Here is a 20,452-nt window from a genome sequence, read left to right on the forward strand (position 1 = left end):
GTTCTGGTCAGCCGTGCAGGGCGTACTGCATGGGGCGGAACTTGGCGCGGGCCTCGGCGAGTTCGGCGGCGGGGTCGGAGTCGGCGACGATGCCGCAGCCGGCGAACAGGCGGGCGCGGGTGCCGTCGATCTCGGCGCAGCGCAGCGCGATGCCCCATTCGCCGTCGCCGCGGGCGTCGACCCAGCCGACGGGGCCGGCGTAGCGGCCGCGGTCCATGCCCTCGAGTTCGCGGATGAGGTCCAGGGCGGTGTCGGTGGGGGTGCCGCAGACGGCGGGGGTGGGGTGCAGGGCGGCGACGACGTCCAGGACGGACCGGTCGGAGGCCAGGTGGCCGCGGATGGGGGAGGCCAGGTGGATGACGTTGGGCAGGGTGAGCAGTTCGGGCTGGTCGGGGACGGTGAGGTCGGCGCACAGGGGGGTGAGGGCGTCGCGGACCATCTCGGCGGCGTAGCGGTGCTCCTCGCGGTCCTTGGCGGAGGCGAACAGGCGGCCGGCGCGGTCCCGGTCGTCGGCGGGCGTGCCGCCGCGGGGGGTGGTGCCGGCCAGGACGAGGGATTCGACGGTGTCGCCGGTGCGGCGGATGAGCAGTTCGGGGGTGGCGCCGACCAGGCCGGCGCAGGAGAAGGTGTAGCAGGCGGGGAAGCGGGCGGCCAGGCGGCGCAGCAGGACGCGGGCGTCGATGGGCGCGGCGGCGCGGGCGGTGATGTCGCGGGCGAGGACGACCTTGCCGAGGCGGCCGCCGCGGATGCGGTCGACGGCGGCGGCGACGGCGGCTGCCCAGTCGTGTTCGGGGAGGGCGCCGCCGCTCCACCGCAGGCCGGTGGGGGGCTGGGGCGGGTTGGCGAGGGTGAGGGGGTCGGTGTCGTCGCCGATGGTGGTGAGCCAGGCGCGTCCGCCGCGGCGGCCGAGGATGCGGCGGGGGACGATGAGGGTGGAGTCGGGGGACTTGGGGTCGAAGCCGAAGGAGCCGAAGGCGACGGGCCCCGAGCCGGGGACGGCGGCGGTGTCGTCGACGGCGGCGGCGCCGAACAGCTCGCGGAGCATGCCGGCGGCGGCGGTGAAGCGGTCGTCGCCGCCGGTGACGGTGAGGCGGGCGGCCTCGCCCCAGCCGACGATGCCTTCGCCGCGGCGGATCCACGCCAGCGCGGAGGGGTGGGGGAGCCGCGCGATGAGGTCGCCCGGGTCGGGGACCGGGACGGTGCGCACGGTGAGTCGGTCCGGTGCTGCTGTCGCGGCGAGCTTCACACGGGCCACTGTACGCCAGATTTGAACCTGTTCAAACGGGCGGGGCGGGGGCGCGGGGTGAGGCGTGCGCCACATCCGGGCGGGCCGGTCGCGGCGTTCCCGGCGTCCGTATGCCCGTCCGTCATGCCCGTCCGTCCCGTCCCCATGCGGGCGGCGCGGGCGGGACGGGACGGTGCCGGGCCGGGGCGGCGGGTCAGCGGCGGGCGGCGCGGCTGAGCTTCCAGGCGGCGGGCAGGAGCCCGGCGGCCAGCAGGACCTTCAGGGCGTCGCCGGCCAGGAACGGCGTCATGCCCAGGTCGACGGCCTTGCCCAGGTCGACGTCCAGGGCGGCCATCAGGTAGGGGACGCCGGCGGCGTAGATGACGGCGGTCCCGACGAGCATGGTCCCGACGGTGCGCAGCGGGGTCCGGTCGCCGCCGCGCTCGGCCAGGCGCCCGACGACGGCGGCGGCCGCCACGAACCCGATGATGTAGCCGAGGGTGGGGAACCCGGTGCCGGAGGCGCCGTCGGTGAACCAGGGGACGCCGGCCATGCCGGCGAGCAGGTAGACCAGCATGCCGAGCGCGCCGCGGCCGGCGCCGAGCGCGGCGCCGGCGAGCAGCACGGCGAAGGTCTGCCCGGTGACGGGGACGGGGGTGCCGGGCAGCGGGACGGCGATCTGCGCGGCGAGGCCGACGAGGGCGGCGGCGCCTGCGACGAGGGCGGCGTCGCGGGCCAGGGCACCGGGCAGCAGGTCGCCCAGGACGGCGGGGCGCCGCTGGGTTGCGTGGGCAGTAGCCACAGATCCTCCCAAAAACGTTTTGTCAGGCCGAAACCTAGCGAACGGGTCGTCCGGGGTGGATCACGCGGGCTACAGAAACCGCCCCGCCCGCTTTGTACAGGCCGCTCACCCGGCCGGGCGGGGCCCGGAGGCGAGGTAGATCACATCGGGTTCGCCGCGCGGCACCGGCACCGGCCGGACGTCCACCCGCGCGAACCGCTCGCGCAGCAGCGCCTCGAACGCCGGCGCGGCGGCGGCGCTCCACACCGCCAGGACGCCGCGCGGGGCCAGCCGCCGGGTGAGCAGGTCCAGGCCGGCGGGGGCGTAGAGGCGGGCGTTGCCGGGGGTGACGGTCCAGTCGGGGCCGTTGTCGATGTCCAGGCACAGCGCGTCGAAGCGGCCGGCCGCGGGGTCGGCGAGAACGTCGAGGAGGTCGGCGCAGCGGACGGTGACGCGGGGGTCGTCCAGCGCGCCGCCCGACCAGGGCCGCAGCTCGGCGGCGTGCCAGCCGACGACGGCCGGCTCGCGCTCGACGACCGTGACGTGCGCCACCGGCGGCAGGGCGAGCGCCTCGGCCAGGGAGAACCCGACGCCGAGCCCGCCGATGAGCACCCGCACCGGCCCGCCCGGGCTCCGCCCCGCCGGACCGCGCCCGTCCAGGCTCTGCACGGCGGCGCGCACCAGCAGCCGCTCGGACTCGCCGTTGCGGGTGTCCATGAGGAACACGCCGTTGCTGATGATCTCGTAGTCGGCGCCGGCGCGGCGCAGCACCAGCTCCCCGCCGACCCCGGCGGCGCGGTCGACCACCACCGGCTCCCCGGACGCGGCGATTCCCATGCCCCGCACCCTATCCGCCGACCCTGCCCGCCTCCTCCACCCGCCGGCCCTGCCCACCGACCCTGCCCGCCGACCCTGGGCGGGGCGGGCCGGCGTGAGCTACGGTGCCGGTCATGCCCGACGCCGCCTCACCCGACGCCGCCCCGTCCGACACGGCCCCGTCCGGCGCCGCTCCGTCCGGCGGGCTGCTGGCCGGGCGCCGGATCCTGGTCGTCGGCGCGGGGACGCGGCCCAGCGACGACCCCGCCGCCCCGGTCGGCAACGGCCGCGCGATCGCGGTGACCGCCGCGCGGGAGGGCGCGATGGTGGCGTGCGCGGACCTCGACGAGCGCGCCGCGGGGCAGACCGCCGCGATGATCGCCGCCGAGGGCGGGCGGGCGTGCACGGTGGTGGCCGACGTCGCCGACCCGGCCGCCTGCGACCGCGTGGTCGCGCTGGCGGGCGAGGGGCTCGGCGGGCTGGACGGGGTGGTGTTCAACGCCGGCATCGGGATCGGGTACGGGCTGGCGGGGACGGCGCTGGCCGACTGGGACCGCGTCCTGCACGTCAACCTGCGCGCCCCGTTCCTGGTCGGCAAGGCCGCGATGCCCGCGCTGGAGGCCGGGGGGTCGATGGTGTTCATCGGCTCCCTCGCCGGGACGAAACCGGGATCGCGGTCGCCGTCCTACGACGCGTCCAAGGCGGGCCTGACCGGGCTGGTGCGGCACATCGCCGCCGAGGGCGCGCCGCGCGGGGTCCGCGCCAACGTGGTGGCGCCGGGGCTGATCGACACGGTGATGGGGCGGGACGCCTCGGCCGGCAGCGCCGCCCGCGACCGGGTCGCCGCGCTGATCCCGATGCACCGGCAGGGAACCGCGTGGGAGGTCGCCGACGCGGCGGTGTTCCTGCTGTCGGACCGCGCGTCCTACATCACCGGTCAGGTCCTGCACGTCGACGGGGGCCTGTCGACGCTGCGGTGAATCCCGGTGGTGCCCGCGGGGCGCGCCGCCTGCCGTGGACGGCCATGGACGATCTTGTGGGGCTGCGGCCCGTCGCCGAGGGCGACCTGCCGTTCGTCGAGCGGCTGCGGACCGATCCCGGGCTGTGCGGGCCGTTCCTGTGGGAGGGCTGGTTCGATCCGCACCGGTTCCGGCGCAGGTGGGAGGCCGACGGGATGCTCGGCGCCGACAAGGGCGACCTCCTGGTCGCCGCCGGCGGCGACCGGCTGGGGCTGGTGTCCTACCGCCGGGTGAACACCACGGCGCGGACGTGGTGCTGGAGCATCGGGATCGCGCTGATGCCCGCGGCGCGGGGCAGGGGCGCGGGGACCCGCGCGCAGCGGCTGCTGGTGGAGTACCTGTTCGCGCGCACGACCGCGCACCGGATCCAGGCCGAGACCGACGTGGACAACCTCGCCGAGCAGCGCGCCCTGGAGAAGGCGGGGTTCACGCGGGAGGGCGTGATGCGCGGCTACAGCTTCCTGGGCGGCCGGTACCACGACGAGGTGCTGTACAGCGTCCTGCGCGGCGACCTGCCCGGGAACACCCCTTCCCCTTCCATGGTTACCGTGTAAGCCTGTAATCATCGGGAGGTGCCATGGACGAGACCGACCCCCTGGACGCCTACTCCCGCACGGTGTCGGCCGTGGCGCGGGAACTGACTCCGCGCGTGGCGGCGCTGCGCGTCCGGCACCGCCGCGGCGAGGGCGCCGGCTCGGCGGTGGCCTTCACCGGCGACGGGTTCCTGCTGACCAACGCGCACGTCGTCGGCCGCGCTCCCGGCGGGCAGGCCGCGTTCTCCGGCGGCGCCGCCGGGGACTTCACCGTCGTCGGCACCGACCCGCTGTCGGACCTGGCCGTCGTGCGCGCGGACGGGCCCGTCCCCGACCCGGTCGCCCTCGGCGACGCCGACGGCCTGGTCGTGGGGCAGCTCGTGGTGGCCGTCGGCAACCCCCTCGGCCTGGCCGGGTCCGTCACCGCCGGGGTGGTGTCGGCGCTGGGCCGGTCCCTGCCCACCTCCCAGCCCACCCGCGGCGGCACCGCCGTCCGCCTCATCGAGGACGTCATCCAGACCGACGCGGCGCTCAACCCCGGCAACTCCGGCGGCGCGCTGGCCGACTCGTCCGGCCGCGTCGTCGGCGTCGCCACCGCCGTCGCCGGGATCGGGCTCGGCCTGGCCGTGCCGATCAACGCCACCACCCGCCGCATCATCGCCGCGCTGATGCGCGACGGCCGCGTCCGCCGCGCGTTCCTCGGCCTGGCCGCCGCGCCGGTGCCCGTCCCGGCGCAGCTGCGCGAGCGCACCGGGCAGGACGACGCGCTGCGCGTCGCCGAGGTCGTGCCCGGCAGCCCCGCCGACCGCGCCGGGCTGCGGCGCGGCGACCTGGTGCTGACCGCCGGCGGCGCGCCGGTCTCGCAGGCCCAGTCGCTGCAGAAGCTGATGTTCGCCGAGGCGATCGGCCGCCCGTTCCCCATCACCGTGCTGCGCAACGGCGCCATGGTCGACGTCATCGCCGAACCGGTCGAGCTCGACCCCGAACCGGCCTGATCGGCCCGCCTCGCACTCCCGCCTCGGACTCCCGGCCCGCGTGCCGGGGCGGCGGTCACAGCAAGGACAGCTGCTGCGGCGCCGCGGGCGGCGGGGGAGGGGCGTTCCGGTGGGAGGCGCGGCCGCCGATGCCGTAGCGGGACGCCAGCTCGCGCACCCGCCGCGCGATGCCCTCCTGGTAGTCGCGGGGGGCGTAGGAGCCGCCCCGGTACAGGCGCGCGTAGGGGACGAGCAGGTCGGGGCGGTGCTCGCGCAGCCAGGCCAGGAACCACTCCCGGGCGCCGGGGCGCAGGTGCAGCGTGATCGCCGACACCGAGGTGGCGCCCGCTTCGGCGATCTGCCGGACCGCGGCGTCCAGCTGGGCGGGGGAGTCCGACAGGTAGGGGATGACCGGGCCCATCAGCACGGCGCAGCCGACGCCGGCGTCGTTGAGCGCCGCGCACACCTCCAGGCGGCGGCGCGGCGGCGGGGTGCCCGGCTCGACCAGGCGCCACAGCCGCGGGTCGACCGACCCGACCGACACCGCGGCGCTCACCCGCGTGCGGGCGGCGGCCTCCTGCAGGAGCGGCAGGTCGCGCAGGATCAGCGTGCCCTTGGTGAGGATGGAGAAGGGGTTGGCCGCGTCCCGCAGCGCCGCCAGGATGCCCGGCATCAGCCGGTAGCGGCCCTCGGCGCGCTGGTAGCAGTCGACGTTGGTGCCCATCGCGATGGGCTCGCCCCGCCACCGCGGCGCGGCCAGTTCGGCGCGGACGCGCTCGGCGGCGTTGACCTTGACCACGATGCGGGAGTCGAAGTCCGCGCCCGCGTCCATGTCGAGATATTCGTGCGTCTTGCGGGCGAAGCAGTACGGGCAGCCATGGGAGCAGCCCCGGTAGGGGTTGATCGTCCAGCGGAACGGGACGCGGGAGGCCTCGGGGACCTTGTTGATGACCGTCCTGGCGCGGACCTCGTAGAAGGTCATGCCGCGGAACTCGGGGGTGTCGATCGTCCGCGCGACGGCCCGCCGCTCGATCAGCGCGGCGGCGCCGGCCGGCGGTTCCGCGCCGCCGTCCAGCCGCAGGTGGTCCCAGCGCACACCCCACCCCTCTTTCGAACGTGTGAACGATCAGCCGTCCGGCCAGTATGGAACGCGTGTTCGAAGATCGCAAGGCGGAGACCGGACGAAACGGGACGGAAGGGGATCACACGGTCATCGCGGTTACGGCCCGAGCAGCGCAGCGGATGGGTGACAATGGGCCGCTATGGCGACGCGATCCAGGTTCCGGGCAGTGGCGGCGGCGATCACCGCGGGAGCGGCGGCGGCCGCGCTCACCGCGTGCGGCATCCCCGCGTTCGGCGAGCGGGACGCCGGCGCGCGCGGGGACGTCCCGCCCGGCGCCCCCGCCGAATGCCCCGAGATCGCCGCGCCCGGCGACTCGCCGCAGCGGCAGCTGCGCGGCATGTGGATCGCCACCGTCGGCGGCATCGACTGGCCCAAGGACACCGGCGACCCGGCCGCCGAGCAGAAGAAGCAGTTCACCGCGCTCCTGGACACCGCCCGGGCGATGAACATGAACGCGGTGTTCGTGCAGATCCGCCCCAACTCCGACGCCTTCTACGACTCCCCCTACGAGCCGTGGTCGCAGTGGATCACCGGCACCCAGGGCAAGGACCCCGGCTACGACGTCCTGGCGTTCATGCTCAAGGAGGCCCACGCCCGCAACCTGGAGTTCCACGCCTGGTTCAACCCCTACCGCGTCTCCCGCCAGGACGACATCAAGAAGCTGTCGCCCAAGAGCCCCGCCCGCAAGCACCCCGACTGGGTCCGCAAGTACGGCGAGGGCCTGTGGTACGACCCGGGCCTGCCCCAGGTCCGCGACCTGGCCACCAAGGCCGTCATGGACGTCGTCACCAAGTACGACATCGACGCCGTCCACTTCGACGACTACTTCTACCCCTACCCCGAGGACGGCGACTTCCCCGACGGGGCCGCCTACAAGACCTACGGCAAGGGCATGAACCGCGCCGACTGGCGCCGCAAGAACGTCGACACCCTCGTCGAGTCGCTGTCGCGGAAGATCCACGACGCCAAGCCCTGGGTGCGGTTCGGCATCAGCCCCTTCGGCGTCTGGCGCAACGACACCAGCGACCCCGCCGGGTCGCCCACCCGCGCCCTGCAGAGCTACGACGACATCTACGCCGACACCCGCAAATGGATCAAGAAGGGGTGGCTCGACTACGTCACCCCCCAGCTGTACTGGCCGATCGGCGACCCCCGCGCCGACTACGCCAAGCTCGTCGCCTGGTGGGCCGGCCAGGTCAAGGGCACCGGCGTGCAGCTGACCATCGGGCAGGGCGCCTACCGCGTCGGCGCCGACGCCGCCTGGAAGGACCCCGCCGAGATGTCGCGGCACCTCACCGTCAACGCCAAGTACCCGCAGGTCCGCGGCGACGTGTTCTTCAGCGCCTCCGACATCGCCGCCGACCGCCGCGGGTTCGCCGCCCGCCTGCGCGACGACCACTACTCCCGCCCCGCCATCCCCCCGCCGGCCCGCGCCCACCGCAAGGACGCGGACACGGGCGACGGCAAGGGCGACGGCAAGGCCGACGGGAAGGCCGCAGACAAGGGCGGGGCGCCGCCGCCCGTCCACGGCACCGCCGCCGTCCCCGACGGCAAGGGCGTGAAGGTGACCTGGCGGCCCTCCCGGGGCGCCGCCTCCTACGCCGTCTACCGCGTCGACGGCACCGCCCCCGGCTGCGCGCCCGTCGCCCCAGAGCGCCTCATCGCCGACGTCCGCGGCGGCGGCATCGTCGACCCCGCCGCCAGACCCGGCCGCGCCTACACCTACTACGTCACCGCCCTGGACCGCCTCCACAACGAGAGCCCGCCCGGACGCGGCGCGACGGTCACCGCCCCGAAGGGATAATGATCATGATCTGCGGGGAGGAACCCATCAGCTGACCACCCCCCGGAGGTTTGAAGCATGGCGCTGTCGATGGAGGAGCAGCGGATCCTCACCCAGATCGAGGTCCGCCTGAGTGAGGACGACCCGCGGCTGGCCCGGCGCCTCGCCCGCCACGGCACCCGCCGGGGGCGCCGGACCCGCACCGTCGTCCTCGCCGCCGCCGTCATCATCGTCCTCGCCGCGATCGGCGCCGCCATCGCGGCGGCCGTCCTGTAACCCGCCCCGCCGCCCACCCCGCCCGCGGACACGCGAACGCCGAGGCCCCGGCGAGATCCGATCTCGCCGGGGCCTCGGCGTTCAAGCCGGTGTGGTGGTCGCCTCACGGCGAAAGGCACAACGAAGCTCCAGCCCGGACCGCATGGGACCGGCGGTATTCCCCGAAGGCATCAGGTAGAGCCCGGGGGACACATGCCACACCGACCCACCCACTGTAACGGCTCCCGCCCCGTGCCCGGTCCACCGCCGCCCCGCATGTGGGATTCGCCTCACCCCGGAGTGAGGGTTGCCTGCACCCGTGCACCGCCCCGTCGCCGCACGCGTCCCTGACTATGACGCACGCCGGGCGAGCCGGCACGAAACGGGGGACACCATGACGACCACCGGCACCGGAACCGCACGACCCGCCACCACCGCGACCGGAGGCGACGGCCCGCCCGGCGCCGCCGCCGCGTGGGACCTGCCCGCCCACGCCCGCGCCGCGTCCCGCGCCCGCGACCTCACCGCCCGCACCCTGCGGCGCTGGCACGTCACCGACCCCGCCGACACCGGCGACATCGTCCTCATGGTCGACGAGCTCGTCACCAACGCCGTCGTCCACGGCACCGGCCCCGTCCGCCTCGCGCTGCGCCTGGACGGCGCCCTCCTCACCGCCGAGGTGACCGACGCCCACCCCGCCGCGCCCACCGCACCCGCCGGCCCGCCCCGCGTCCTGGACTGGGCCGAGGCCGGCCGCGGCCTCCTCCTCGTCGCCGCCCTCGCCACCGACTCCGGCACCCGCCCGCACCCGCCCGGCAAGACCGTCTGGTTCACCCGCCGCCTCACCCGCACCCCAACGCCCCGGCGCCCCGACCCCGCCCCCTGACCCAGCGACGCCCCCCCAGCGACGTCCTCCCCCCCCGCCGGGCGAACCGGCAGGGGCGAACCGGCAGGGGGCCGGGCTCGCGGCGGGGGATCCGCACCCGGCGGCACGGGCGCGCCGCACACCGCCTCCCGCCCCGTCGGGCGGTCAGGCTTGCAGGGGGCAGCGGTCGACGACCCAGATCTCCTCCTCGTCGCCGCCCGGCGGCTCGGGAGGCTCGTCGGACAGGCGGTCCAGATGCCACTCGATGTGGGCCAGCGGCCCCCGCCAGCCCGCCAGCAGGTCCGCCAGCGGCCGCGGCGGGCCCGGCGGCCCGTAGGGGCGCGGGTCGGGCAGCTCCCGCTCCCACAGCGCGTCGTCGCAGCCCGCCGCCCAGTGCCCCACCGACTCCAGCACCTCCTCCAGGTCGCGCGCCACATCGCCCAGCGACCGCAGCGCCATCGCGTCCTGGATCATCCGCTCCCGCGCGTCATAGGGCAGCTCCCGGTCGAACACCGGCGGGAACGGCGGTCGGCGGCCCGCCAGCACCGGCTCCTCGCCCGTCGCCGCCGACCGGATCGCCGCCGCCTGCCACCGCGTCCACTCCGCCAGATGCCCCAGCACCCCGCGCAGCGCCGCCGCGCCCCCGCCCGGCCGCGCCGGGGAGCGCGCCGGGGAGCGGGCCTCGGCGGCCGCGTCGCGCAGCCGGGACCGCACGAACTCCAGCCGGTCCAGCGTCCACGACCGGGCCCGCGCATGGTCGGCCGGGCCCCGCGGCCCCGCCCCGCCCGCCGGGCGCGGCACCGGCACCCGCAGCACCGCCAGCAGCTCGTCCAGGTCGCGGACCTCCGCGCCGCGCCCCGACAGGAACGCCGCGCCGATCCGGTCCAGCCGGAACAGGCGCGGCCCGTCCCGCATCCGGCACCAGCCCACCAGGTACTGCCCGTAGGGGGCGATGACCAGGCCGTGCGCCTCCACGTCGCGGAAGCTGCGCGCCCCCGCCCGGTCGGTGTAGGCCAGCCGCACGATCCGGCGGGTGCGGACCGCCTCGTCGAGCGTGTCGCGCACCGGCGCCATCAGCGACCCCACCTCGCCCAGCGGCGCCGGGCCGGGCGGGGCGGGCAGCACGACGCCGCGCCCCTTCACCGTCCGCAGCGGCAGCCCGCCGTGCTGCAGCAGCTCCAGGTCGCGGCGGACGGTCCGCTCGCTGACCTGCAGCCGCGCCGCCAGGGCCGCCGGGTCCAGCGGCTCGGGGCAGGCCGCCCGCAGCTCGGCGACGAGCGCCAGCAGCCGGTCAACGCGATCCACGTTCCCATCGTGACGCGAGGCACCGACATTCCGCCGCACCGCGGGGGCCCAAAACCCTCACCGGCAAGGCGAATCCGGCCCCCCCCGGGGGTCAGCGGCCGGGGGGTCAGCGGCCGGACAGCTCCGCCGCCAGGCCCTCGAAGTCCGCCGCGGTCAGCGACAGCGCGCTGCCGATCGCCTGCGTCGCCTCCGCGGCGCCCAGATGCCGCGTCGCGGCCCGGTCCAGGTACGCCTCCACCAGCCGCGCGCCGGTCAGCCGGCCGCGCGGCCGCAGCGACCCGATGTCGCGGTCCACGACCGCCTGCGCGTCGGCGCCGAGCCGCAGGCTGCGCTCCTCGGCCAGCAGCCGCACCAGCGCCGCCCGCGCCCGCGGGGCCGACAGGTCCGGCAGCCGCACCGCGCGCAGGTCCGCCGTCAGCTCCGGCGCCGCCGCCGACAGCTCCCCGACCCGGTCCGGCTCGCAGGTGCCCAGCAGCGCGGTGTCGTTGACGCCCTCCAGCCGCGTCCGGTACAGCACGGACGCGTAGGCGGCGCCGTCGGCCTCGTCCAGGACCAGCCCGTCCAGGCCGTCCAGCAGCAGGACGTGGCCCGCGTGGTCCTCCAGCGCGGCGCGCAGCCCGTCGGGGCCGCGCTCGCGCAGGTCCTCGGCGTGCACGGAGTGGACCTCGCCGCTGGAGGCGTCCACCTCCGCCAGCGCGCGGGCCGCCATCCGGGCCAGCCGCCGCTGCCCGCTGGACGGCGCGCCGATCAGCAGCAGCGCCGGCGCCGACGCGCTCGACACCTCCTGCCCGCGCAGCCGCCGCGCCCACTTGCCGCGCCGCCGCACCTCGGTGACGACGCGCTCGATGTCGTCGGCGCCGCACAGGAACCGGATCCCGTACGCCTCGGCGATCTGCGGCTCGGACTCGGGGACGGGCTGGGGCGGCACCGGGGGCGGCGGCTCGGGCACCGGCGCCGGCGGAGGCGGCAGGTCCGCGTGCGGCGCCGGATCCGCAGCGGCCGGCGGCGGGGCCGGCGGGGCGGGTGGGGCGGGCCGCGGTTCGGGCGGCGGCGCCTGCGGCGGCACACCCGGCTGGGCGGCCGGCGGGGCACTGGGCGGGACGGGCGCCGCTTCGGGGGCGCCCGGCCATGCCGGGCCCGGGTCGAGCTGGGTCTTGAACGCGTCGGTGTCCAGCTGCGTGGGCTGCGGCTCGGCCGGCCACACCGGTTCCGGCGCCGGCGGCGGAACCGGTGCGGCCCCGCCGGCGGCGCGGTCGCCGGCGCGGTCGGGAGCGGCGTCGAAGGCCGTCGCGTCCGGCGGCGGCAGCGGCTCGGGCTCCGGCGCCGGGGCGGGCACCGCCGGAGCAGGCACCGCCGGGCCGGGCGGGGGCGGCGGGGGCGCGGTGCGCGGCGGCGGCGGCGGCGCGTCCGAGGCGAACGGGTCGGCCGGCGGTTCCGGCGGGGGCGCCGGGGCCGGGACCGGGGGAGAGGCGGGCGGCGCGGGCTGCTCATGCCCGGCCGCCTGCCCCGCCCCCTGACCGGCGGCCTGCCCGGCGGCCTGCGGGGACGGCGGCGGGGGCGCGGCCGGGGGGCCGGGCGGCGGCTCGGGTGCGGCCGGGGGAGGGGCCAGCGCCACCGCCGGCGGCGGGCCCGGCGCGGCCTGCGCCGGATCGGGCACCGGCGCGACCGGCTGGTCGCCGCCCGCCGAGGCGCGCTCGGCGGCCATGTGGGCGCGGGCGGCCTTGATGATGTCCCACGCCGACAGCTCGTCGGTGGACGGCGGGCTGTGCATCGCCGGGGACGTCAGCTCCGCCGCGACCGCCTGCGGCACCGCGAACCCCGTCGCCGGCGGCGCGACCTGCGCGAGCCGGCACCAGGTCAGCCCGAGGGTGTAGGTGGTGGCCAGCAGCGCCCCCAGCGCCTCGGCGTCGTCGCTGCGCAGCGCGTCCGGCAGCCGCCCGTCGCGGGGCCACAGCTCGCGCAGCGGGTTCGCCGGGTCCGACAGGACGGCCTGCAGGGTGCGGGCGCTGTCGGGATCCAGCCACCGCTGCAGCGCCGGCAGCGCGCCCGGCGCGGCCTGCAGGTCGGCGGCCAGCACCGCGATCCCGGCGCGGCGGACCTCGTCGTGGCCGCGGCCGGGCGCCGCGGGGCGGGGGCCGGTCAGCCCGGCGACGATCTGCTGCAGGTCGTACAGGGCCAGCCGCAGGTACTCGCCGGGCGCGGTGTCGCGGACCATCGGGATGGCGTACTCGGCGGGGCAGCGGCGCCGCCACTCCTGCAGCACGGCGCCGGGCCCGTACCGGACGGTCGCCATGTCCTGGTTGACCGTCCGCAGCGACGCGGCCGTGATCGCGGCGAGCGCGTCGGCGCCGGGCCGGAAGCGGGGGTCGGCCTGCAGCCCGGCGGCGACCTCGTACATGACGCGGGCGATGTGGGCGGCGCCGCCGCCGTCGCCGGCGCCGAGCCGGTGGATGTAGTAGCCGGCCAGGGTGGCGAAGTCGGGCGGCATCATCCAGTGCAGCCGGTCCGCCGAGGTCGTCAGGAACGGGATGAACGACTCGATCAGCGGGTTCTCGGTCAGCGCGACCGGCGACCCGGCGCACCACAGCAGCGCGCCCCACGCGGCGGCGACGGTGCTGGGCGTGCCCGGCTGGAACATGGGGTCGCGCTGGGCGAACTGCTGCGGGTCGACGGCCAGCGCGGTGGTGAGGGCCTGGGAGATGCGCGCCACGACGGCGGTGTCGGGGACCGGGCCGAGGAACCCCAGCGGCGCGACCCGCCCGGCCGCCAGGTCGGGGCCGGTGGGGAACAGCTGCGGCGGGACGGGCGGGGTGCCCGCGCCGCGCGGCGCGGGCACGGCGACGCGGCGGTCCTCGAAGTCGGCGGGGGGCGGGCAGGGGTGCCAGGCGCCGTCCAGGCCGCACCGGTACCAGCGGCCCCACGCCCCGTACAGCCACCATTCGCCGGCGCCCCACAGCATCCGCGCGGCGACCTGGGCCGCGCGGTCGGCGGGCTGGGCGGTCCGCCACCACGGCGAGGCCACCAGTTCCCGCACGTTGCCTTCGACGGAGGCGAACAGGTCGCCGCTCGGGCCGCCTCCGGTTCCGCCGGGCCCCGCCCCGGCCGCCTGCCAGCTCATCCGGCGAATAGTAGTCGCCCGGGGCGGTCCGTCCGGCATCGCCGCAGTCACGGCCCGGTATCCGCCCCTCGGCGTGTAAGGACTGTTATGGCAGGATGCTCATTAGCTCGCCGCGGGGGCGGGCGGACCGCGCGGCGAGCTGGAGGTGGCGATGGACGGTGCCGCACGCACCCGGGCGGCCGGCGTCGGCCTGGTGCTGCTGTCGTCGGTGTGCTTCGGGTCGTCCGGCCCGTTCGGCAAGGCGCTGATCGAGGCGGGGCTCGGCCCGCTGCAGGCGGTGTGGCTGCGGATCGCGGTCGCCGCGCTGGTGCTGGTGCCCGTCGCCGCGGCCGTGCGGGGACGGGCGGCGCCGGCCGGGCTGCGCGCCCACGCCCGGCCGCTGATCTGGTACGGGCTGACGGGCGTCGCGGGCTGCCAGGCGTGCTACTTCGTCGCGGCGTCGCGGCTGCCGGTGGGGGTGGCGATCCTGCTGGAGTTCAGCGGGCCCGTCATCGTGCTGGCGTGGCTGCGGCTGGTGCGCCGCGTCCCGGTGCACCGCACCGCCGCGGCCGGCGTGGCGACCGCCATGGCCGGGCTGGCGCTGGTCGTGCAGGTGTGGACGGGCCTGTCGCTGGACCCGGTCGGCCTCGCCGCGGGCCTGGGCGCCGCCGCCTGCCAGGCGAGCTACTTCCTGATCATCGACCGGCTCGCCGGGCGGGTCGACCCGCTGGTCATCACCACCGCCGGCAGCGTCGTCGGCGCCGCCGTGCTCACCGTCCCGGCCGCCCCGTGGGCGCTGGCGTGGGACGTGCTGCCCGCGCAGGTCCCCTTCGCCGGGCACACCGCCCCCGGCTGGGCGCTGGCCGCCTGGATCGGGATCGTCAGCACCGTCGCGGCCTACCTCGCCGGCGTCGCGGGCCTGCAGCGGCTGCCCGCGCAGGTCGGCGGCGCGATCTGCTACACCGAGGCCGTCGCCGCCGCCCTCATCGCCTGGGCCGTGCTCGGCGAGCGCCTCGCCCCGGCGCAGATGGCCGGCGGCGCGATCGTCCTGGCCGGCGCCTACATCGCCCAGCGCGCCGCCGGCCGCGCCGCCGCCGGACCGGGCTCCGGACCGGGCGACGGGCCGGGCGGAGCGGGAGGCGGCGGCGCGGCCCCGCCGGGCGGTCAGGTGTCGCCGGCGCGGAAGCGGCGGGCGCCCAAGGCCACCGACACCGCCGGCAGCACCACCGTGACCAGCGCGCCCTCGGCCAGCGCCGCGGCCGCGTAGTCGCCCAGGAACGCCGCCCGCGCCGCGTCCACCACGTACCGGAACGGGGTGAGCCGCGACAGCACGTCCAGCCAGCGCGGCGCCAGGCTCATCGGCAGCAGGATCCCCGACAGCAGCATCAGCGGCAGCGTCACCGCCGACAGCAGCGGCGCGAACGCGTCCTCGGCGCGGGTCCGCATCGCCAGGACGTAAGACAGCGACGCGACGCCGACCGCGAGCGCCGCCACCAGCAGCAGCCCGACCGCGATGCCGCCCGCCGGGGCGCGCAGCCCCAGCGCCAGCCCGGCCGCCACCAGCAGCACCCCCTGGAACGCCACGACGGCCGTGTCGCGCAGGACGCGGCCCAGCAGCAGCGCGGTCCGGCTCACCGGGGTGACCCGCAACCGCTCCACCACCCCCGACCGCAGGTCGGCGATCAGCCCGAACCCGACGAACCCGGCGCCGAACAGCGCCAGCTGCACCAGCAGCCCCGGCACGAGCACCTGCCAGGCGCCGCCGGCGCCGCGCACCTGCGCCAGGTCCGGCAGCAGCGGGCCGAACAGCACCAGGTACAGCAGCGGCTGCAGCGCCCCGAACAGCACCGCGACCCTGCTGCGCAGCGTCTGCCGCAGGTACCGCAGGAAGATCAGCCGCGTGTCGGACAGCGTCCGCGCGAACCGCATACCGGTTCTCCTTCCGATCTCCGGGCGGCCCCGCCGCCCCGCACCGCGCCGGGCACCGCCGGGCACGGCGCCGGGGCGCGCGGGATGAGGGCGGGCCGGGTCAGGCCGCATCGCGCAGGGAGCGGCCGGTGACGGTCAGGAACACATCGTCGAGGGTGGGCCGCGCCAGGCTCAGCGACGCCAGCTCGACCCCGGCGCCGTCCAGGGCGCGGACCAGGCCCATGAGCGCCGCCTCGCCGTCCTGGACGGTCAGCCGCACCCGCGACCCGGTGACGGCGGCCTCGCGGACGGCCGGGTGCCCGGCCAGCGCCGCGCGGGCCGCCCCGGCGGCGGCGGGGTCGGCGAGCCGCAGGGTGACGACGTCGCCGGCCACGCGGCGCTTCAGCTCGGCGGGCGAGCCCTCGGCGACGATCCGGCCCCGGTCGATGATCAGCAGCCGGTCGCACAGCGCGTCGGCCTCGTCCAGGTAGTGCGTGGTCAGGAACACCGCGGTGCCGTCGCGGTCGCGCATGGCGCGGACGTGGTCCCACAGGTCGCCGCGGCTCTGCGGATCCAGGCCCGCGGTCGGCTCGTCCAGGAACAGCAGCGGCGGGCGGTGCACCAGCCCGAGCGCGATGTCCAGGCGGCGGCGCTGCCCGCCCGACAGCGCCCCCGCCGGGCGCGCCTCCAGGCCCGCCAGGTCCAGCCGCGCGCACAGCTCGGCGATCCGCGCCGCCCGGTCCGGCACCCCGTACAGGCGGGCCTGCAGGTCCAGCTCCTCCCCGGCGGGGACGGACGGGTCGGTGCCGCCGCCCTGCGCCACGTAGCCGATGCGGCGGCGGACGCCCGCCGGGTCGCGGCGCAGGTCGCGGCCCGCGACGGTCGCGGTCCCGGCGGTCGGCGCCAGCAGCGTCGTCAGCATCCGCAGCGTGGTGGTCTTCCCGGCGCCGTTGGGGCCGAGGAACCCGACGATCTCGCCGGGCGCGACGTCCAGGTCCACGCCCCGGACGGCCTCGACCGGGCCGTGCCCGGTGGTGAAGGTGCGGGCGAGCCCGCGCGCCTCGATCACGATGTCCTCCTCACGACGAACGCCCGCTAGCGTAACCCCAATTTTGCAGTCACACCAAGTTTTCAGTGACACCAGTGAAGGTATATTCCGGGGCATGGGTGAGGACCTCGTCCGCGGCGCCGCGCCGGAACCGGGCCTGCGCGAACGCAAGAAGCGCGAGACGCGGCGGCGGATCAGCGACATCGCCACCGGCCTTTTCGTGACGCGCGGCTTCGACAGCGTCACCGTCGCCGACGTCGCCCGCGCCGCCGACGTGTCGGTCAACACGGTCTTCAACTACTTCAAGACCAAGGAGGACCTGTTCTTCGACCGGCAGGACGAGATGATCGAGGCCATCGCGCGCGACTTCCGCGACCGCCGGCCGGGCGAGGGCGCCGCCGCGCTGTTCCGCCGCCGCTTCCTGGAGGGCCTGGACGCCCGCGCCTACCAGACCGCCTTCCACGAGGGCTCGGAGGTCTGGACCAGGACCGTCCGCGAGAGCCCCGCCCTCACCGCCCGCAGCCGCGAGATGATGCGCCGCGCCGAGGACCGCCTCGCCGGCCTGCTCGCCGAGGACACCGGCGCCGGCCCCGACGACCCCGCCCCCCGCATCGCCGCCGCCATGATCTTCGCGGTGCAGACCCGGCTCGTCGAGCAGATCGCCGACCGCAAGAGCGCCGGGGAGACCCTGGAGGAGATGCGCGAGGACGTCTACGCCGCCGCCCGCCGCGCCTTCGACCTGCTCGAACACGGCCTCGGCGGCTACGCCGCCGCCCCGCCCGGACCCGCCGCCCCGAACGACGATGCGGCGGGCGGTGCGGCGGGCGGCGCGGAGGGCGGTGCGGAACGCGAGCGCGGCGGCGGCTGAGCCCCGGACGGCCCCCGGCGGCCCGGGCACGGGGGCGCGTTCGCATCGCGGGGCGGACCGCTACGCGCTCGGTGCGGGCACGGGGGCGCCGGGGCCGGCGTCCGCGGCGAGCAGGTGCGGCTCCAGCAGCGCGCGGACCTGCGCCGGCATCTCGCGCTTGGCCTTGGTCGCCGGGTCGATGAACACGTGCCGCACCTCACCGTCGGCGATGAGCCGCTCGCCCACCCGGAACACCGGGCGCACGATCATGCTCGTCGTGCCCAGGTGCGCCAGCGGCATCGACACCTCCAGCAGCTCGTCGAACCGCGCGCCCTCCCGGAATCGGATCCGCGCCTCGGCGACCACCAGGTCGTAGCCGTCGTCCACCATCTCGCCGTACTCGCCGATCAGCGCCCGCCACATCTCCGTCAGCGCCACGTCGTAGAGGAACAGGTAGTGGCCGTTGAACACCACGCCCTGCTGATCGCACTCGCTGTACCGCACCCGAAGCCGATGCGTGAACACATCACCCATACCGGGCATCCTGCCGCATCCCCCCGACACCCGCCTGCCATAAGAACTGCTTCTGGTGTGGAGAACATCTATCTCTTGGACTTCTCCATCCGCGGTGCGCAGGATGGGAAGTGAGACCGAGAGAGGGAGGACACCATGAGCGGACACCGGGAATACGAGAAGGCCATGCGGCCCGAGGACATCACGCGGCTGTTCGTCGAGCGCTCCAACGCCGGCGACGCGGCCGGCGTCGCCGCCCTCTACGAGCCCGACGCGGTGCTGGCCTACCCGCCGGGCTCGCAGACCGTCGGGCGCGACGCCATCCGCGCGCTGTGGGAGAAGGTGCTGGCCGCCAGCGCCCGCTTCGAGCCGGAGGAGCCGCTGCCCACGCTGATCAGCGGCGACCTGGCGCTCACCTCCACCCCGCCCAGGGACGGGGCGGGCGCCCGCGCCCAGGTCGTCCGACGCCAGCCCGACGGCAGCTGGCTGCGCGTCCTGGACCAGCCCGAGTTCGTCCCGCCGGCCGGCGGCGGCCCCGCCTGAGCGGCGCCCGCCCCGCCGGCCCCGGGCTCGGCGAGCACAGCCGGACGGGCACGGCCGGCGCAGGTCAGGGGAGCGCAGGTCAGGGGAGCGCGGCGATCTTGCGTTCCAGCACCGTCCGCTCCCGCTCGTTGCGGCACAGGCCCGCCGCCCGCTCCAGCTCCGCGCGCGCCTCGGCGGTGCGCCCCAGGCGGGTGAGCAGCTCCCCGCGGACGGTCGGCAGCAGGTGCGAGCCCGCCAGCGCCCCCGCCGCCAGCGCGTCCACGACCGGCAGCGCCGCCGCCGGGCCCCGCGCCATCGACACCGCCACCGCCCGGTTCAGGTCCACCACCGGCGACGGCGCCAGCCGGCCCAGCGCCTCGTACAGCACCACGATGCGGTCCCAGTCGGTCTCGGCGGCCGACGGGGCGACGGCGTGGCACTCGGCGATCGCCGCCTGCAGCCCGTAGGCGCCCAGGCCCCGGCCCGCCTTCTCCGCGCGGGCCAGCGCGGCGCGGCCCCGCCCGATCGCCGACCGGTCCCACCGGGTGCGGTCCTGGTCCTCCAGCAGCACCGGCTCCCCGTCGGGGCCGGTGCGGGCCGGGAACCGCGCCGCGGTCAGCTCCAGCAGCGCCAGCAGCCCGTGCGCCTCCGGCTCGTCCGGCACCAGCCGCGACAGCACCCGCGCCAGCCGCTGCGCCTCGCCCGCCAGGTCCCGCCGGATCAGCACGTCGCCGGAACTGGCCGACGACCCCTCGGTGAAGATCAGGTAGATCACGCTGAGCACCGACCCGAGCCGTTCCGCCCGCTCGGCGGCCGGCGGCGCCTCGAACGGCACCCGCGCCGCGCCCAGCGTCTTCTTCGCCCGGGTGATGCGGGCCTGCACCGTGGCGGTCGGGACCAGGAACGCGCTGGCGATCTCGTCGCTGGTCAGGCCGCCGACCACGCGCAGCGTCAGCGCCACCCGCGCCTCCCGCGCCAGCACCGGATGGCAGGAGATGAACATCAGCGCCAGCACGTCGTCGTCGATGCGGTCGGGGTCCCACAGCACGTCCCCGTCCGCGGCGGCGGCCGGGACGGCCCCCGGCGCAGCGCCGCCCTCGCCCAGCCCGCGGGCCAGGGCGGCGTACCGCTCGTCGCGGGCCGACCGGCGGCGGAACGCGTCGATCGCGCGCCGCCGCCCCACCGTCAGCAGCCACCCCGCCGGGTTGCGGGGCACCCCGTCGCGCGGCCAGGTCACCAGCGCCTCCGCCAGCGCCTCCTGCGCGAGGTCCTCGGCCAGCGCGAAGTCGCCGGTGTAGCGGGCGAGGCCGCCGACGATCCGCGCCGACTCGATCCGCCACACGGCGGCGACGGTCTCACGCGCGCTCCGGCCGGCCATCCGCCGCTCCCGTCACAGCTGCCCGGTGGCCTCGCGCCACGCCCGCTCCTTCTGGATCCACTCGTTGTCCTGCGGGAACTCGTCGATCGTGGTGACCCGCCGGATCTCGGTCTTGAACCCCGGGCCGGTGATCGGGGCCCGCTTGGCCCACTCGACCGCCTCCTGCTTGGACGCCACGCCGAGGATGTAGAAGCCGCCGAACAGCTCCTTGGTCTCACCGTAGGGGCCGTCGGTGACCACCGGGGGCTCGGCGGAGTGGTCGACGACCACGCCCTCGGAGGCGTCGTCCAGGCCCTCGGCGGCCAGCAGCACCCCGGCCTGGATCATCTCCTGGTTGAAGCGGCCCACCTTCTCGATCATCTCGGTGAAGTCGGCGCCGGCCATCCCCGCGTAGGCCTCGTCGGTCGCGCGCCAGATCAGCATGTACTTCATCGTCGTCCTCCCTCGTCCCGGGCTCCCC

20 protein-coding genes are annotated in these 20,452 nt (G+C 76.9%); 9 read left to right on the forward strand and 11 right to left on the reverse strand.

The window, feature by feature from the left end; genetic code table 11:
* Positions 1-7: 7 nt before the first annotated feature.
* The 3 genes from ABTW95_RS27630 to ABTW95_RS27640 form a co-directional block, all read right to left on the reverse strand.
* Entirely contained in the window at positions 8-1,246 is a 1,239-nt protein-coding gene (locus tag ABTW95_RS27630) for an isochorismate synthase (RefSeq protein WP_500227802.1), read from the reverse strand.
* 193 nt (positions 1,247-1,439) lie between these two features.
* Positions 1,440-2,027 carry a biotin transporter BioY gene (locus ABTW95_RS27635; RefSeq protein ID WP_500227803.1) on the reverse strand — a complete coding sequence of 196 codons (588 nt, stop codon included), beginning with the start codon at positions 2,025-2,027 and terminating at the stop codon, positions 1,440-1,442.
* A gap of 105 nt (positions 2,028-2,132) precedes the next feature.
* The gene (locus ABTW95_RS27640) at positions 2,133-2,843 is read right to left on the reverse strand and encodes a spermidine synthase (RefSeq protein ID WP_500227804.1); all 711 of its coding nucleotides are present in this window, start codon (positions 2,841-2,843) and stop codon (positions 2,133-2,135) included.
* Positions 2,844-2,956: 113 nt separating this feature from the next.
* On the opposite strand from ABTW95_RS27640, the gene ABTW95_RS27645 reads away from it, so the two are divergent.
* The 3 genes from ABTW95_RS27645 to ABTW95_RS27655 are packed head-to-tail and all read left to right on the forward strand — an operon-like array spanning position 2,957 to position 5,369.
* Entirely contained in the window at positions 2,957-3,802 is an 846-nt protein-coding gene (locus tag ABTW95_RS27645) for an SDR family NAD(P)-dependent oxidoreductase (protein ID WP_500227805.1), read from the forward strand.
* A gap of 44 nt (positions 3,803-3,846) precedes the next feature.
* Positions 3,847-4,395, forward strand: a complete 549-nt coding sequence (locus ABTW95_RS27650; protein ID WP_500227806.1) for a GNAT family N-acetyltransferase — start codon at positions 3,847-3,849, stop codon at positions 4,393-4,395.
* A 23-nt stretch (positions 4,396-4,418) separates the two neighbouring features.
* A complete protein-coding gene (locus tag ABTW95_RS27655; RefSeq protein ID WP_396449887.1) occupies positions 4,419-5,369 on the forward strand; it encodes a S1C family serine protease in 951 nt (316 codons plus the stop codon).
* A gap of 55 nt (positions 5,370-5,424) precedes the next feature.
* On the opposite strand, the gene ABTW95_RS27660 is transcribed toward ABTW95_RS27655, so the two are convergent.
* Positions 5,425-6,444, reverse strand: coding sequence for an Rv2578c family radical SAM protein (locus ABTW95_RS27660; RefSeq protein ID WP_396449886.1), 1,020 nt, complete (start codon positions 6,442-6,444; stop codon positions 5,425-5,427).
* Between the two features lie 166 nt (positions 6,445-6,610).
* Here ABTW95_RS27660 and ABTW95_RS27665 point away from each other — a divergent pair, with 166 nt between their 5' ends.
* From ABTW95_RS27665 to ABTW95_RS27675, 3 genes are all read left to right on the forward strand, one after another.
* Positions 6,611-8,275: a glycoside hydrolase family 10-like protein gene (locus ABTW95_RS27665; protein ID WP_500227807.1), complete on the forward strand. Its 1,665-nt coding sequence runs from the start codon at positions 6,611-6,613 to the stop codon at positions 8,273-8,275.
* A 57-nt stretch (positions 8,276-8,332) separates the two neighbouring features.
* Positions 8,333-8,530 carry a DUF3040 domain-containing protein gene (locus ABTW95_RS27670; protein ID WP_396449884.1) on the forward strand — a complete coding sequence of 66 codons (198 nt, stop codon included), beginning with the start codon at positions 8,333-8,335 and terminating at the stop codon, positions 8,528-8,530.
* Positions 8,531-8,903: 373 nt separating this feature from the next.
* Positions 8,904-9,395: an ATP-binding protein gene (locus tag ABTW95_RS27675; protein WP_500227808.1), complete on the forward strand. Its 492-nt coding sequence runs from the start codon at positions 8,904-8,906 to the stop codon at positions 9,393-9,395.
* A 144-nt stretch (positions 9,396-9,539) separates the two neighbouring features.
* Here ABTW95_RS27675 and ABTW95_RS27680 read toward each other — a convergent pair whose 3' ends face one another.
* Both ABTW95_RS27680 and ABTW95_RS27685 read right to left on the reverse strand, forming a co-directional pair.
* Positions 9,540-10,679, reverse strand: a complete 1,140-nt coding sequence (locus ABTW95_RS27680; protein WP_500227809.1) for a helix-turn-helix transcriptional regulator — start codon at positions 10,677-10,679, stop codon at positions 9,540-9,542.
* 106 nt (positions 10,680-10,785) lie between these two features.
* Positions 10,786-13,797, reverse strand: coding sequence for a hypothetical protein (locus ABTW95_RS27685; RefSeq protein WP_500227810.1), 3,012 nt, complete (start codon positions 13,795-13,797; stop codon positions 10,786-10,788).
* A 151-nt stretch (positions 13,798-13,948) separates the two neighbouring features.
* Here ABTW95_RS27685 and ABTW95_RS27690 point away from each other — a divergent pair, with 151 nt between their 5' ends.
* Positions 13,949-15,043 carry an EamA family transporter gene (locus ABTW95_RS27690; RefSeq protein WP_500227811.1) on the forward strand — a complete coding sequence of 365 codons (1,095 nt, stop codon included), beginning with the start codon at positions 13,949-13,951 and terminating at the stop codon, positions 15,041-15,043.
* Here the strand turns inward: ABTW95_RS27690 and ABTW95_RS27695 are convergent.
* Together ABTW95_RS27695 and ABTW95_RS27700 are read right to left on the reverse strand one after the other, a co-directional pair.
* Complete coding sequence (locus ABTW95_RS27695) at positions 14,941-15,705, reverse strand: ABC transporter permease (protein WP_500227812.1); 765 nt, start codon at positions 15,703-15,705, stop codon at positions 14,941-14,943. The two genes, ABTW95_RS27690 and ABTW95_RS27695, sit on opposite strands and share 103 nt — an antisense overlap.
* A gap of 100 nt (positions 15,706-15,805) precedes the next feature.
* Complete coding sequence (locus ABTW95_RS27700; RefSeq protein ID WP_500227813.1) at positions 15,806-16,753, reverse strand: ATP-binding cassette domain-containing protein; 948 nt, start codon at positions 16,751-16,753, stop codon at positions 15,806-15,808.
* 94 nt (positions 16,754-16,847) lie between these two features.
* Between ABTW95_RS27700 and ABTW95_RS27705 the strand changes: the two genes are divergently transcribed.
* A complete protein-coding gene (locus ABTW95_RS27705; protein ID WP_500227814.1) occupies positions 16,848-17,600 on the forward strand; it encodes a TetR/AcrR family transcriptional regulator in 753 nt (250 codons plus the stop codon).
* 60 nt (positions 17,601-17,660) lie between these two features.
* On the opposite strand, the gene ABTW95_RS27710 is transcribed toward ABTW95_RS27705, so the two are convergent.
* Positions 17,661-18,113, reverse strand: a complete 453-nt coding sequence (locus tag ABTW95_RS27710) for an acyl-CoA thioesterase (protein WP_500227815.1) — start codon at positions 18,111-18,113, stop codon at positions 17,661-17,663.
* A 135-nt stretch (positions 18,114-18,248) separates the two neighbouring features.
* Here ABTW95_RS27710 and ABTW95_RS27715 point away from each other — a divergent pair, with 135 nt between their 5' ends.
* On the forward strand, positions 18,249-18,635 hold the full coding sequence (locus tag ABTW95_RS27715) for a YybH family protein (protein ID WP_500227816.1): 387 nt from the start codon (positions 18,249-18,251) through the stop codon (positions 18,633-18,635).
* Positions 18,636-18,714: 79 nt separating this feature from the next.
* Here the strand turns inward: ABTW95_RS27715 and ABTW95_RS27720 are convergent, their stop codons facing one another.
* The gene (locus ABTW95_RS27720) at positions 18,715-19,992 is read right to left on the reverse strand and encodes an RNA polymerase sigma factor (RefSeq protein WP_500227817.1); all 1,278 of its coding nucleotides are present in this window, start codon (positions 19,990-19,992) and stop codon (positions 18,715-18,717) included.
* Between the two features lie 12 nt (positions 19,993-20,004).
* Positions 20,005-20,424 carry a YciI family protein gene (locus ABTW95_RS27725; RefSeq protein ID WP_396452335.1) on the reverse strand — a complete coding sequence of 140 codons (420 nt, stop codon included), beginning with the start codon at positions 20,422-20,424 and terminating at the stop codon, positions 20,005-20,007.
* Between the last annotated feature and the right edge of the window lie 28 nt (positions 20,425-20,452).

The sequence above is a fragment of the Spirillospora sp. NPDC127506 genome (genome assembly GCF_040302145.1).
GTDB lineage: Bacteria > Actinomycetota > Actinomycetes > Streptosporangiales > Streptosporangiaceae > Spirillospora.

What these genes read in the sequence shown, in the direction of transcription:
- ABTW95_RS27640 (WP_500227804.1), bottom strand. Translation starts at nt 2,843, where the DNA reads ATGGGAATCGCCGCGTCCGGGGAGCCGGTGGTGGTCGACCGCGCCGCC.
- ABTW95_RS27645 (WP_500227805.1), top strand. Translation starts at nt 2,957, where the DNA reads ATGCCCGACGCCGCCTCACCCGACGCCGCCCCGTCCGACACGGCCCCG.
- ABTW95_RS27650 (WP_500227806.1), top strand. Translation starts at nt 3,847, where the DNA reads ATGGACGATCTTGTGGGGCTGCGGCCCGTCGCCGAGGGCGACCTGCCG.
- ABTW95_RS27655 (WP_396449887.1), top strand. Translation starts at nt 4,419, where the DNA reads ATGGACGAGACCGACCCCCTGGACGCCTACTCCCGCACGGTGTCGGCC.
- ABTW95_RS27665 (WP_500227807.1), top strand. Translation starts at nt 6,611, where the DNA reads ATGGCGACGCGATCCAGGTTCCGGGCAGTGGCGGCGGCGATCACCGCG.
- ABTW95_RS27670 (WP_396449884.1), top strand. Translation starts at nt 8,333, where the DNA reads ATGGCGCTGTCGATGGAGGAGCAGCGGATCCTCACCCAGATCGAGGTC.
- ABTW95_RS27675 (WP_500227808.1), top strand. Translation starts at nt 8,904, where the DNA reads ATGACGACCACCGGCACCGGAACCGCACGACCCGCCACCACCGCGACC.
- ABTW95_RS27685 (WP_500227810.1), bottom strand. Translation starts at nt 13,797, where the DNA reads ATGAGCTGGCAGGCGGCCGGGGCGGGGCCCGGCGGAACCGGAGGCGGC.
- ABTW95_RS27690 (WP_500227811.1), top strand. Translation starts at nt 13,949, where the DNA reads ATGGACGGTGCCGCACGCACCCGGGCGGCCGGCGTCGGCCTGGTGCTG.
- ABTW95_RS27695 (WP_500227812.1), bottom strand. Translation starts at nt 15,705, where the DNA reads ATGCGGTTCGCGCGGACGCTGTCCGACACGCGGCTGATCTTCCTGCGG.
- ABTW95_RS27705 (WP_500227814.1), top strand. Translation starts at nt 16,848, where the DNA reads ATGGGTGAGGACCTCGTCCGCGGCGCCGCGCCGGAACCGGGCCTGCGC.
- ABTW95_RS27710 (WP_500227815.1), bottom strand. Translation starts at nt 18,113, where the DNA reads ATGGGTGATGTGTTCACGCATCGGCTTCGGGTGCGGTACAGCGAGTGC.
- ABTW95_RS27715 (WP_500227816.1), top strand. Translation starts at nt 18,249, where the DNA reads ATGAGCGGACACCGGGAATACGAGAAGGCCATGCGGCCCGAGGACATC.
- ABTW95_RS27720 (WP_500227817.1), bottom strand. Translation starts at nt 19,992, where the DNA reads ATGGCCGGCCGGAGCGCGCGTGAGACCGTCGCCGCCGTGTGGCGGATC.
- ABTW95_RS27725 (WP_396452335.1), bottom strand. Translation starts at nt 20,424, where the DNA reads ATGAAGTACATGCTGATCTGGCGCGCGACCGACGAGGCCTACGCGGGG.